12 protein-coding genes and 1 pseudogene are annotated in these 13,381 nt (G+C 44.3%); 4 read left to right on the top strand and 9 right to left on the bottom strand.

The window, feature by feature from the left end:
* The first annotated feature begins 2 nt into the window (after window positions 1-2).
* Entirely contained in the window at window positions 3-1,382 is a 1,380-nt protein-coding gene (nagE, locus tag RBH91_RS22405; protein WP_307893015.1) for an N-acetylglucosamine-specific PTS transporter subunit IIBC, read from the top strand.
* Between the two features lie 38 nt (window positions 1,383-1,420).
* Here the strand turns inward: nagE and rplI are convergent, their stop codons facing one another.
* From rplI to RBH91_RS22425, 4 genes are all read right to left on the bottom strand, one after another.
* On the bottom strand, window positions 1,421-1,870 hold the full coding sequence (rplI, locus tag RBH91_RS22410; RefSeq protein ID WP_076760154.1) for a 50S ribosomal protein L9: 450 nt from the start codon (window positions 1,868-1,870) through the stop codon (window positions 1,421-1,423).
* Complete coding sequence (locus tag RBH91_RS22415) at window positions 1,867-3,849, bottom strand: DHH family phosphoesterase (protein WP_307893017.1); 1,983 nt, start codon at window positions 3,847-3,849, stop codon at window positions 1,867-1,869. The genes rplI and RBH91_RS22415 overlap by 4 nt, the downstream gene beginning before the upstream one ends.
* Window positions 3,850-3,885: 36 nt before the next feature.
* Window positions 3,886-4,818, bottom strand: a complete 933-nt coding sequence (locus RBH91_RS22420; RefSeq protein WP_307893018.1) for a YybS family protein — start codon at window positions 4,816-4,818, stop codon at window positions 3,886-3,888.
* 232 nt (window positions 4,819-5,050) lie between these two features.
* Window positions 5,051-5,188: a hypothetical protein gene (locus RBH91_RS22425; protein ID WP_162274719.1), complete on the bottom strand. Its 138-nt coding sequence runs from the start codon at window positions 5,186-5,188 to the stop codon at window positions 5,051-5,053.
* A 166-nt stretch (window positions 5,189-5,354) separates the two neighbouring features.
* Here RBH91_RS22425 and RBH91_RS22430 point away from each other — a divergent pair.
* Window positions 5,355-5,828, top strand: a pseudogene (locus RBH91_RS22430) (spore coat protein).
* Window positions 5,829-5,856: 28 nt separating this feature from the next.
* Here the strand turns inward: RBH91_RS22430 and RBH91_RS22435 are convergent.
* The gene (locus RBH91_RS22435; RefSeq protein WP_076760158.1) at window positions 5,857-6,276 is read right to left on the bottom strand and encodes a universal stress protein; all 420 of its coding nucleotides are present in this window, start codon (window positions 6,274-6,276) and stop codon (window positions 5,857-5,859) included.
* 17 nt (window positions 6,277-6,293) lie between these two features.
* A complete protein-coding gene (locus tag RBH91_RS22440) occupies window positions 6,294-7,760 on the bottom strand; it encodes a SulP family inorganic anion transporter (protein WP_307893019.1) in 1,467 nt (488 codons plus the stop codon).
* Window positions 7,761-7,975: 215 nt separating this feature from the next.
* Here RBH91_RS22440 and RBH91_RS22445 point away from each other — a divergent pair, with 215 nt between their 5' ends.
* Window positions 7,976-9,274, top strand: coding sequence for an MFS transporter (locus tag RBH91_RS22445; RefSeq protein WP_307893020.1), 1,299 nt, complete (start codon window positions 7,976-7,978; stop codon window positions 9,272-9,274).
* A 235-nt stretch (window positions 9,275-9,509) separates the two neighbouring features.
* Window positions 9,510-9,644, top strand: a complete 135-nt coding sequence (comI, locus tag RBH91_RS22450) for a competence inhibitor ComI (RefSeq protein WP_307893021.1) — start codon at window positions 9,510-9,512, stop codon at window positions 9,642-9,644.
* Window positions 9,645-10,024: 380 nt separating this feature from the next.
* Here the strand turns inward: comI and RBH91_RS22455 are convergent, their stop codons facing one another.
* The 3 genes from RBH91_RS22455 to RBH91_RS22465 all read right to left on the bottom strand — a co-directional run bounded on the left by RBH91_RS22455 (window position 10,025) and on the right by RBH91_RS22465 (window position 13,279).
* Window positions 10,025-11,296, bottom strand: coding sequence for an MFS transporter (locus tag RBH91_RS22455; RefSeq protein WP_307893022.1), 1,272 nt, complete (start codon window positions 11,294-11,296; stop codon window positions 10,025-10,027).
* A gap of 79 nt (window positions 11,297-11,375) precedes the next feature.
* Entirely contained in the window at window positions 11,376-11,795 is a 420-nt protein-coding gene (locus RBH91_RS22460) for a universal stress protein (protein WP_307893023.1), read from the bottom strand.
* A 14-nt stretch (window positions 11,796-11,809) separates the two neighbouring features.
* Window positions 11,810-13,279: a SulP family inorganic anion transporter gene (locus RBH91_RS22465; protein ID WP_307893024.1), complete on the bottom strand. Its 1,470-nt coding sequence runs from the start codon at window positions 13,277-13,279 to the stop codon at window positions 11,810-11,812.
* Window positions 13,280-13,381: the final 102 nt, after the last annotated feature.

Genomic DNA, 13,381 nt, shown 5'->3' on the forward strand with positions numbered 1-13,381 from the left:
CGATGTTGGGATTTCTTCAAAATATCGGCCGCGCGCTGATGCTGCCGATCGCCGTTCTTCCTGCCGCGGGACTGCTGCTCGCCTTGGGAAGAGAAGACTTATTTAACATTCCGTTTATCGCCGCTTCAGGACAGTCGATTCTTGATCAATTGCCGATCATCTTTGCGATAGGCGTTGCCATCGGCTTATCAAAGGATGGCCACGGCGCCGCCGCACTGTCTGGAGCCATCGGTTATTTTGTATTGACGGGCGGCCTTGCAGCTATAAACACAGATCTTAATATGGGGGTTCTCGGCGGAATTATCTCAGGTGTCGTCGCCGCGCTTATGTATAACCGCTTTAAAGATGCAAAGCTGCCGGATTGGCTCGGATTCTTTGGCGGAAAACGCAGCGTTCCGATTATGACAGCCTTTACTTCTATTATTCTCGCAGGGATTTTCGGGTTTGTCTGGATATATGCACAGCAAGCAATCGATGCCGTCGGCAGCTGGATCATTCAAGCCGGGGCTTTAGGAGTCGGAATATTCGGCCTTTTAAACAGGCTCCTTCTTCCGCTTGGCCTCCATCACATTTTAAACAACATGGTTTGGATGGTCTTTGGAGAATTTGCCGGCAAAACGGGTGATATGAACCGATTTTTCGCCGGAGACCCGAGTGCAGGCGCCTTTATGACAGGGTTCTTCCCGATCATGATGTTCGGTCTGCCCGCGGCATGTTTCGCGATCATTGCCGCTGCGAAAAAACACCGCCGCAAAGCAACAGCCGGTTTATTGATCGGACTCGCGTTTACCTCATTTTTAACGGGTATTACGGAACCGATTGAGTTTACATTCATGTTCCTGTCGCCGCTGCTTTTCGGGATTCACGCCCTGTTAACCGCAAGTGCCATGACCGTGACCAATATGCTCGGCATCCATCACGGCTTTACCTTTTCAGCGGGAACGATTGACTATCTCTTAAACTTTGGCATCGCCACTAAACCGCTGCTCTTGCTGCCGGTCGGACTTGTATACGGTATCATCTATTTCGTTATCTTTTACTTCTTGATCACGAAGCTGAATTTGAAAACGCCGGGACGGGAAGATGAAGAAGAACAGGAAAATGCGCCAGAACCAGTCAGCACAGCAGCGGGTTCTTCCAAATACGAAGCGCTTGCGATTCAATATCTTGAGGCGCTAGGCGGAACAGAAAACATCGAAACGCTGAACAACTGTGTCACCCGTCTCCGCCTCAAAATCTATGATGCAGCCAAACTAGATGAAAAAGCGCTGAAAGCCATGGGAGCGAAAGGTATCGTGAAGCTCAACCAGCATGAGGTCCAGGTCATCGTCGGTACAGACGTCGAATTTTTGGCAAATGAAATGCGAAAACATACGGAATAAAAGATAAGCCCCTTCTCCATAGAAGGGGCTTTTTGCATTTATGATTGCTCTTTCACATGCACTTTCAGTGTCGCCTGCACGTCCTGGTGGAGCTTAACCGGAACATTTGTATATCCTAAAGAACGAATCGCATCATTTAGTTCAATTTTGCGTTTGTCGACTTTTAATTGATGGGCTTTTTGAAGCGCATCGGCAATTTGCTTGCTTGTGACAGAGCCGAATAGACGGCCGCCTTCCCCGGATTTAGCAGAAAGCTCAACCGTAATCGTTTCAAGCGTTTTTTTCAGCTCCTGCGCCTGCTTCAGTTCTTCAGCCGCTTCTTTTTTCTCTTTATTCTTCTGGCCTTCAAGCGCGCTGATATTGGCGGATGTCGCTTCAACAGCAAGACCTTTTTTGATCAGAAAGTTATGCGCGTATCCATCCGCTACATTTTTAACCTCGCCTTTTTTCCCTTTGCCTTTAACATCCTGTAAGAAAATTACCTTCATTTTTGAATGCCTCCTTCAAAATACTCGTCAATCGCTTCTTTCAGACGGCTGAGCGTTTCCTCAACAGATAGATCTGTCAGCTGTGTGGCCGCATTTGTTAAATGCCCTCCGCCTTCCAGAGTCTCCATGATGATTTGAACGTTCACTTCGCCAAGCGATCTCGCACTGATACATACCGTGCTGTCATCCCTTCTCGCCACTGCGAAAGAAGCTTCAACCTCGCTCATGGACAAAAGAGAATCCGCTGCTTGTGCAATAATGACCTGGTCAAAGTATTCGTCCGCCTCACCGCTCGGCAGAGAAGCGATGACGATGCCATTTTTATAAAAAGATGTATGCTGAATGAGCCTCGCTCTTTTAATATAATGATCGGCTGTTTCCTTTAGAAACTTTTGCACCAATACGGTGTCCGCACCCTTTGCACGCAAGTATGACGCCGCATCAAACGTACGGGAACCGGTGCGAAGCGAGAAGCTTTTTGTATCGACGATAATTCCCGCTAAAAGTGCGGTTGCTTCGATCATATTGATTTTCAAGCGTTTCGGCTGGTATTCAAGCAGCTCTGTCACAAGCTCTGCCGTAGATGAAGCATACGGCTCCATATAGACAAGCAGCGGATCTTTGATAAACTCTTCCCCTCTTCTATGATGATCGATCACGACGACATTTTCAATTTTATTGACCAGCCTTTCTTCGATAACAAAGGAAGGCTTATGTGTATCGACAATCACAAGAAGCGTATCATCCTTTGCGATGTCCATCGCTTCTTCCGGTGTAATAAAACGGGACCACAGGTCTTCATATTTTTTGATTTCCCCGATCAACCGCTGAACGCTGGCCCCAATCTGATTGGAGTCAATGACGACAAAACCGTCTTTGCCATTCGCCTGCGCAACTTTTAAAATTCCGATGGCTGAACCGATGGAGTCCATATCGGGAAACTTATGCCCCATGATGATGACATTGCTGCTTTCAGAAACAATTTCTTTCAAAGCATGTGAAATGACCCGGGCTCTGACGCGCGTCCGTTTTTCCATCGGATTTGTCTTTCCGCCGTAAAATTTCACTTTTCCGTTCGGCTGCTTGATCGCCACCTGATCTCCTCCTCGCCCGAGCGCGAGATCAAGGCTGGATTGCGCAAGATCGCCAAGCTCTTTCAATGAGGCAACAGATGCGCCAATCCCGATGCTTAGCGTAAGTGAAATCGTATGCACGGACGTTTTTTCGCGAACCTCATCAAGGACTGAAAATTTCGATGCTTCCAGTTCGCTTAAAATATGCTCATTCAAAACACCGATAAACCGCTCGGAAGAAACCCGCTTCAAGAAGATTCCGTACTGCTGGGCCCATTGATTAAGAAGTGATGTCACTTCGCTGTTCATCGTGCTTCTTGTCTGATCATCAAGCCCTTGTGTCACATCGTCATAATTATCGAGAAATATGTAGGCGAGAACCGTTCTTTCATTTTCATATTGCTTTTCAATCTGTGTTTGCTCTGTGACATCAAAGAAATACAGCAGTTTTTCTTCTCTTTTAATGACCACGTTGAATTTCCGGTCATTTAACGTAATCGTTTCTGTGTCCACTTCCTGCTTAATCAAAGGGACAACAGATTCACAAGTATCGTAAAGCGACCGGCCGACAAGCGTATTTTCACTAAAGCATGACGCCATAAACGGATTTGCCCACTCTATATAGTATTGATCATTAAAAAGCATAATCCCGATCGGCATTTCGAGAAGCGCTTCTTCTCCCACTTTCTTAAGCCGGTAAGACAAAGTCGATATATAATCGTCCAGCTCTTTTCTGATTTGAGAGTCCGCACGCTTTAAAAAGAATAAAATGACGCCGAGAATCACTACGCCGGTCGCTCCTGCCACCCAATTAAAATAGATGTTGATGAGGACAGAAATGATTGTGACGACAATTAAAGAATAAATGGGATATCGAAATAACGGCTTTTCATAAAAACTTGGCACTCAAATCAACTCCTCACCATTGGAGAGAACATCATCTTACGATTTTTTCACTTTCTCTCTTAAGTTAAAGCCTATGTCAATTATACCCAAGATACGAACAAGGAACAGCAAGGGCGAAAGAAGTCCAATAATCAAAAAAAGAACCGGCAGGACCGTTGGCATCTTCTTCGCGTGACAGAAATAAAACACAAATGAAAAACCTTGGATGGCCAGGATGAATCCCATAATCATACTCGCATTTAAAATAATGGAGTAAAACACGCTACCCTCTTCAGAAGGAGCAAGCGAGAGAACAATCGTCAGCAAGTAGAACCAGATGATGCTTTGCGGAAACCTCAGCTCCCTAAACGGCTTTAAAGACGGTATTTGCACAGCAGTACGCCGAAGGATCGGCTTTGCAATGAGATGGTTCAAAAAAGCGGCAATGCCGGACATCATCACAATCACCATCGGATATAAATATTGTATCTGCTTTAACTGTTCTTTCATCTGTTCCAGCTGTTTTGCCGTCTCTTTATCATTTCCAAACTGTTTTAAACTTGATTCAAAGATTTTGAATGTTTCATTATATGTTTGATTGGCTGTTTCTATTAAGTTTAACCCAAAAAATTGAATGCTAATGAAAAGCAGCAGCACCATTGAAACCATGTATGTAACAGCTGCTGAAGCAATCGCATGCACAGGATCTTTTTTCCTGTAGTGATAGCCCATGATAACCCCGGCCGCACTGACGGAAAAAGCCAGCATCATCCCGCTCAAGGAACCGACAATCAATGAAACGGGCACACTCACCAGCCCCATCAAAAGCCCGGGCTTTACTCCATGTCTGATCGTTTGCATCATGACAGGCAAAGGCAAAGTAAATAAGAGAAACGTTCCGATTAAAGGGATATAGAGGCTTACCATCATTAAAACGGCAAATAGACTGATCAATATAGCGCCTTCTACCAAAGCTCTTGTTTGTTTCACTTGTTCACCTCGTATTTTTTTTCATGAATCAAAAAGAGCAGCATAAACGACTGCTCTTTTTTAACGTCGCAATTTTCGTTTTCAATAAGACGATAACATGAGCAGGTGCACGCCCTTCTCTCATTGTTTCTTTATTTTAACATAAGGTCAAATCTTAAGTAAAACGATTGCAGGACATGAGAATTCGGCCCCCAGAACTCCCTTTTATGTTCCATGTGAAACATTCTCTGGATCAATCTAAAAATCCGGATTTATCTTTATTTTTTTGTCTCGCTTTTCTGATCAATAAAACGATGATTAAAATCATGATCAGCGCCGTGATTCGAAGCCCGCCGCTTAAAAATAAAAAAAAGTCCTTCAAAATATCCAACACCTTCATCACCTCTCCATGTATATCCCTAAGCTGAAAACATGCTGTGGTATATGAATTCCCCTTTCAAAAACGGTCTAAAACGTCTCCTTTTGTTGAATCCGATTCAGCGTTCAACTCATTTGGGCATATGTTATCCAAGATTAAACGATGAAGGAGAATGCAAATGAATACGACGAAAACATTGGCATGGCATGAAACAATGGAATTGCATGAATGCGCGGCTCAGTCTGTTGGATTGGTGAAGATGAAGAAAAGCCTTAAAAAGATCAGCGACCCCCAATTGAAACAGCTGTACACCGTATCAGCAAAATCGATGGAGCAGAATTTGAAAGAGCTTCTTCCTTTTTTGCCTAAAGCTCCGGTTTTTCAGCGGGAACAAGAAAGAGCAAACCTCTATTTTGGTGCAGGAGATTTATTAGTCTTAGTGAAAACGACTGTCCGAAATGATGCGATTTCCATTACAGAAACGGCAGAGAAGAGTGCTGGTTAAACAGATCAACACAGTCATTAAACTGCATGAACGCATGAACAAGTCTTTTATTATATGTATCAAAAGGGATTATACCCGGCGTACAATCTCGCTGAACTTTTAAAAGCAAACGCAATGCATGCGCTAAAAAAGCCAGCAAGGATATGATCCCCGCTGGCTTCATCATGATTTTCCTTTATTTCACGATCAAAACAGGACATGTCACTCTTTTCGCGACTTTATGGCTGACACTCCCCAGCACCATTTCCTGCAAAGTGTTCAGCCCCCTGCTGCCTATAATCACGATATCAACATCATGCTCATTTGCGTAAGCTGTAATCGTCGGACCCGGATCACCGTGTTTCATCGTCATTTTATAAGGAACGGCTGCATGTTTAAATTTGTTTTCAACCGCCAAGAGTCTGCTTCTTCTCTCACGTTCAAGTTTTGCGCGGCTTTCACTGTGCAGCACTTCATTTTTCGCTTTATCATAATCTAATACATACATGATCTCGACAACCGCTTGATCTGAAAGAGAAGCCATACGGATCGCTTGATCAGCGGCTCTTTCTGAATGCTTGGAGCCATCCGCAGCCAACAGAATATTTTTATACACCCTTCATCACCCGTTTCTTAGTGATTTGATACTGAACGATGAGGCTGATCATAAGTTGCTAATTTTTCGACTAACCGCCAGCTTGATTCATTCAAGCCTATCAATTCAACGTCAGTCCCCTGATCTTTATACTTCAAAACGACTTTATCAATTGCCGCCACAGCGGAATCATCCCAAATATGGGCTTCTGAAAAATCAAGGACAACTCTTTTCGCATTTGAATCGGCATGAAAGGACTTTACAAAATCCTGCACCGATGCAAAGAATATCTGTCCTTTGATCGTGTACTTCATTTCATTTCCCGCTGATGTCTGCTCAATTTTCACTTTGGAAATTTTCGACACAAAGAAGATCGCGCTTAAAATAACACCCGCAAATACCCCTTTGGACAAATCATGTGTAGCCACGACTGTAATAACGGTCACCAGCATGACAATAGAATCAGTGAGCGGCACCTTCGTCAACATCTTAAATGAAGACCAATCAAAAGTTCCGATCGATACCATAATCATGACACCTGCCAAAGCAGCCATCGGTATTTGGACGACCCAATCTCCCAGCACCAGGATTAAAAACATTAAGAAGACTCCGGCCACAAAAGTGGACAAGCGGCCTCTTCCGCCCGATTTCACATTGATCACGGACTGGCCGATCATAGCACATCCAGCCATGCCTCCGAAAAACCCAGCCACGATGTTGGCTATCCCCTGCCCGCGGCTTTCTTTATTTTTATCGCTTTCCGTATCTGTCATATCATCGACAATAGAAGATGTTAATAATGATTCCAACAAACCGACAATAGATAGCGCAAAAGCGGTTGGGAAGATGATCGACAATGTCTCAAAATTGAAAGGAATATTTGGAATCATAAAAGCAGGCAGTGATTGCTTTATTTCTCCCAAATCCCCGACAGTGCGCAGATCAAAATGGCTGAAAATAGCAAATACAGTCATTGCAATAATCGCAACTAAAGCAGACGGAACAGCTTTTGTAAAACGGGGGAGAATATAAATAATCAACAATGTAATACCGACCGCAACATACGTCATATTAGACACGCCAACAAAATGAGGAACCTGGGCCATAAAGATTAAAATGGCCAGCGCATTTACGAAACCTACCATAACCGAACGCGGAATAAATTTCATAAAGCGCGCAATTTTCAGCACCCCAAATATCAATTGGATGATTCCTGTTAAGATCGTAGCTGCAAATAAATATTCGATCCCATAATCCCTAACCAAAGTGCCCATCAAAAGAGCCATCGCTCCAGTTGCAGCCGAAATCATCGCCGGCCGGCCTCCTGTAAACGAGATCACGACGGCAATACAAAATGACGCGTACAAGCCAACCATCGGGTCGACGCCCGCAATAATGGAAAACGCAATGGCTTCGGGAATGAGAGCTAGCGCTACGACGATACCCGAAAGGATATCTCCCCGCACATTTGAAAACCATTCACTATTTAATTGTTTGACATTCAAAGAATCGACACCTCTTTTATCATGATTTGCTTCTAACTCTCATAGAAGCCAAACTGTTTTTAACATGTTTCACTTTAGCAAACCTGTATACAATTGTCTATAAGGTTTTTTTGCCACTTCAGTTTACCGGAAAGAACCCCGTGGAAATGAACACAAGAAAGAGAGAATGTAATTTCAGAAAAGAGTCCAATCTAAGGAAAAGAGGAGGCTTCAACATGGCAGAAGAGCTGGAAAAACGGCCCGGGCATACGAGATGGTATATTTCATCCTTATTAAGCAGCATGATCATTTTAAATTACTTTGACCGTGTTGCCATTTCCGTCGCAGCTCCTGCGATCCAGAATTCCTTCCAATTGACGGCAACACAATTAGGCATTGTCTTTTCAATCTATACCTACTCCTATACGCTGATGCAGATTCCGGTCGGCAGTCTGCTGGACAGATTCGGCGTCGCCTGGGTCACAAGAATCGGGATGACCATCTGGAGTTTTTTAACCATCATATTAGCTTTTCTACAAGGAATACTGCTTTTATATATCGTTCGTTTTTTGATCGGTCTGACAAGCGCATCTGCTTTTCCGGCCGCTTCCAAAGCCACGGCATTATGGTTTCCGCCAAATGAACGCGGCCTTGCCAACTCGCTGTTTGATTCAGCCGCAAAATTCGCAAATGTCATCGGTGCACCCCTCGTTGCATTTCTGGTCACGGCATTTGACTGGCGTGCCGCTTTTTTAACGATCGGCATCATCAATGTGTTATTTACGATTTTTTTCTGGCGGTACTATGAGCAGCCTGATCGGCATAAACGAATTTCAAAGGAAGAACTACATTATATTCAAAAGCGCAATGCCGTTTCTGGTGAAGACATATCAGAGCGCACAATGACTGCTCTGAAAGCGATGCTGACAAATCGAAAAGCATGGGGGCTGATGATCGGTTTCACGGGCTACGGCTATACATTCAACCTGCTGTTAACATGGCTTCCTACATTTTTTAAAGAAACCTATGGAATGGACATCATGTCCTCAGGATTATTTACGGCCGTTCCTTGGCTGATTTCGACGATTTCCGGAATCATTGTCGGCGGATGGCTTGTCGATTTCTTAATTAAGAAGGGACATTCAAATACGAAAGTATATCAGACGATTATCATCATCGGCATGAGTTTGGGGTTTACTTTTTTAGGCGCCATTTTAACGCACAATATCATCATTGCGATCATCTGTATTTCCGTCGGTTTGGCCGGAATTTCCGCGACGGCGCCTGTCGGCTGGTCCATCTCGGCCGACATTGCACCGGCAGGCTCACTCTCGCTTCTCAGTTCAATGGTCAATCTGGCGAATAACTTATTCGGCGGCATTATCGCGGTTTCACTAACGGGATATTTGGTGGATATGACGGGTTCGTTTACTCTCAGTTTTTTAGTGGCAGGTGTCGTATTATTGCTGGGGCTGGTGTTTTACCTTTTTGTCCTCGGGGATATAGAGCGGATTCAGATTGCGAAACATGAATAAAGTGCTGTTATGACGGCTCTCCAGTTTTCCAAAGACTTTACACACTCTCAAGATCAGCGTGAAGTCCTGGTCTTAAGCAAACTTGTGCCTGACAGGCGACGGCGTGATGAGGAAAGCAGAAAGAAGAAAAGCAGCCTAGAAATACCTTAATAGACCACCCCATCCTAAAAAAGATGGGGTCTTATGTTCTTCAATCAATTCCTATAAAGTGAAAATTAAGAAGGGAGGAGAGAGCATGGCAACAGAAAGCGCATTTCAATTGATGCTTTCCTTCGGCATCCTTATTGTAGGGATTCTGACACTAGCCTATAATTTCACGAATAAAAGTAAGAACGCCCCTGACCGTCCATCAAGGCGTTCCCACTTATAAGTTAGACTTTAGGAAAAAAGCCGACTCCCTTACAGGAGCTATTTTAGCAACAATAATAAGAACTTTTCCATAAAAAATACCATGAGAGGGATTTTGAGTTTCTCCTGCGACAATAGATGCGGTGAATCACTGTGAAATACGAAGCCATGCCTCACAGTGAAGTAAACCAAAACCTTAGCTATCTTTAGGAAATATGATGAATATATTGGAACAGACAAACTGGATTTATTTCACTTTGAAGCAGCTCATCATCGCTATGAGAGTGTATCAATTCTTAAAACAATTGCATTGCTTGAGCAGTTTTCAGAAAGCCTTATTATATTGACTAAAAATGGATAGCCATCTAAAGCGCCGATATTTTGTCGCGGGGCTTCAGATCGTTATGACGGGTTTTTTTGTTTGACAGGTTTTTTTGCAAGAAGGGCGCAAATGAAACCGGCGCCGGGCAAGATCATCAGCAGCAGCAAGACGGGTGTATAGCTGTGGAAAAAGTCAAACCCTACGCCGAGCGGGAGCGGACCGAATGCGGAACCGACAACCATTACAGCCATTGCGATCCCGTTGATGCTGCCGATATAGCGGCGGCCAAAGTAATTCGGCCAAATGATATTCAGCGTAATCCGCTCCAGACCGTTTGCCATTCCCCAGACGACACCGAAGAGAATGGCAGCCGCTATGCTTTTCGTCGCCAAAAGAAGGAGAAGCAAAATCATTTCCATGATAAAAATAAACGCAAGCAGCAGGTTTGTTTTTATTTTTTCCAATATAAATCCAGAAACCATGGAAATCGGAAATCCGATCAGAGCCATTAAGCTGAGGACTGTAGCGGCAGTCTGGGGCGACAGACTGTTTTCTCCCAAAATAGACAGAAGGTGAAAGGTGATGCCGGTATTCACTAATGCGGGAATCCCGACGCATATTAGGACATACCAGAAGGAAGCGGTTTTCATTGCTTCTTTTAGTGTCCAATCCTCTTCAGCGATTGGCCGGTTCGGACGCATGGCAATATCTTGATGAGCATCACCATCATCCATACTGCCGTCCGGCAGCAATCCGATATCTTCCGGACGGTTTCTGACGCCGAAAAAAGCTGCAGGCACAAAGAAAAACAGCAGCAGAAAGCCCCACACCTGCCAAGTAAACTGCCAATTCCATTTCTCAATCATCCAGGCATTCAGCACAGGAAATAAGGCCGCGCTCGCAAAACTTCCGACAGCCATAAAGCTCATCGCTCGTCCTCTTTTTTTAATAAACCATTGCGGAACAAGTGTGTTTGGCAGCAGTGTCATGCCTCCCTGCCCGAATAAACGGATCAGAAAAAAGCCAACAGCCACCATCCATATGTTCACCGCAAAGCTGTTAAAAAAACAAGCAGCACCAAGAACAGAACCGACGATCACCATCATTTTGCGCTGGCCCAGTTTATCTACAAACCTGCCGACAAACATCATCAAGATCCCCGCGCATAAAGTAGCAGCCGAATATATGCCGGACACCTCAGACCGCGACCAGCCAAAATCGTGAATGTATTCATCAATAAAAATCGAGTTGGAATACGTTTGACCGGGCCCTGAAAAAAAGACGCCCAAGGCAGAAATCAATACGATCGTCCATCCATAATAAAACGGTAATTGCTGTATTTTTCCTTTCATAAAATATTCCCCCGAGTTAAAAATGAAAAACCGACTTTCCCCTGCTTTGCGGGAAAATCGGCTTGCTTTCTATAGACCCCTACTTGACGATCATAACCGGACAATTCACACGTTTGGCTACTTTGTGGCTGACGCTTCCAAGCACCATTTCCTGCAAAGAATTCAATCCTCTGCTTCCTACAATCACCATATCAAAATCGTGGTCATTGGCATGGGAAACGATGGTCGGGCCCGGTTCGCCGTGCTTCATTGTAATTTGATAAGAGACATCTGCTGTTTGAAATTTTTCTTCTATATTTTTTAGTTTATTCCGTCTGGCACTCTCTAATTCTGCTAAACTCGCACTATGCAAAACTTCGCTTTTGGATTTGGAATAGTCCAGCACATAGATAAGCTCCACTTCGGCTTCTGCCGCAAGCTTTGCAATTTTTATGGCATGATCAGCCGATCTCTTCGAGTGAGCTGATCCGTCAACAGCCAGCAGGATTTTTTGATACATCATCTTGCCTCCCTTTAGTGACTGGATGCTTTTGCATTCGGCTGATCATAAGTAGCCAGCCTTTTGACCAACCGGCGGCTTGACTCATTTAATCCCGCCAGCGTGACATCCACCTTCTGTTCCTTGAATTTTAAAACCACCTTATCGATTGCAGCCACAGCTGAATCATCCCAAATATGTGCGTCTGCAAAATTCAGCACAACTTTTTCTTTTGCCTCATGGAAAGAAAATGATTGAATAAAGTCTTGCACTGAAGCAAAGAAAATTTGTCCTTTTATATCATAAACGGTTTCCCTTTCTGAAGGAGCCGCTGAAGCCTCTACCCGCACTTTTGAGATTTTGGCCACAAAGAATATGGCGCTTAGAATAATTCCCGCAAAAACTCCCTTAGATAAATCGTGGGTTGCTACGACCGTCACAACGGTGACTATCATCACGATCGAGTCTGACAACGGAACTTTTGTCAACGCTCGAAGCGATGACCAGTCAAATGTTCCAATCGAAACCATAATCATGACACCGACTAATGCAGCCATCGGTATTTGGACGACCCAATCTCCCAGCACCATAATTAAAAACATTAAGAAGACTCCGGCCACAAAAGTGGACAAGCGGCCTCTTCCGCCTGATTTCACATTGATCACGGACTGGCCGATCATGGCACATCCAGCCATGCCTCCGAAAAATCCGGTTACGATGTTGGCTATTCCCTGTCCGCGGCTTTCTTTATTTTTATCGCTTTCCGTATCTGTCATATCATCGACAATAGAAGCGGTTAATAATGACTCGAGCAGACCGACAATCGACAGTGCCAAAGCGGTCGGAAAAATGATCGAGAGCGTTTCAATATTAAAAGGAATATCTGGAATCATAAAAGCAGGCAAAGAACTTGAGATCTGTCCCAAATCTCCGACAGTCCGAAGATCAAAATGGCCGAATATCGCCAGAACGGTCATCGCCACGATCGCCACAAGCGGTGCCGGAACAGCTTTTGTGAAGCGGGGCAGCAGATAAATAATCGCCAACGTAACGCCTACAATCACATAGGTCATATTGGAAATTCCAACAAAATGAGGCACTTGTGCCATAAAGATTAAAATGGCCAGCGCATTTACGAAACCTACCATAACCGAACGCGGAATAAATTTCATAAAGCGCGCAATTTTCAGCGCCCCAAATATCAATTGGAGTATTCCAGTTAAAATCGTCGCCGCAAATAAATACTGGATGCCGTGATCTTTCACCAAAGTGACCATTAAAAGAGCCATCGCTCCGGTCGCGGCTGATATCATCGCAGGACGGCCTCCCATAAACGAAATGACAACTGCTATACAAAATGACGCATACAGGCCGACCATCGGATCTACACCCGCGATCACCGAGAAAGCAATGGCCTCGGGTATAAGCGCGAGGGCAACGACGATTCCGGCTAAAACGTCCCCTTTCACATTTGGAAACCATTCATTATTTAGTTTTTTTAACATCAATTGAAAAACACCTCTCTATTTTTATTTGAATGACTTCTAACTCTCATAGAAGCCGGAGCCGTTTGCAACATATTTAAATTTAACAGATCATCAATTAAA

The sequence above is a fragment of the Bacillus swezeyi genome (assembly GCF_030908325.1).
In the GTDB taxonomy this organism is placed as follows: Bacteria; Bacillota; Bacilli; order Bacillales; family Bacillaceae; genus Bacillus; species Bacillus swezeyi.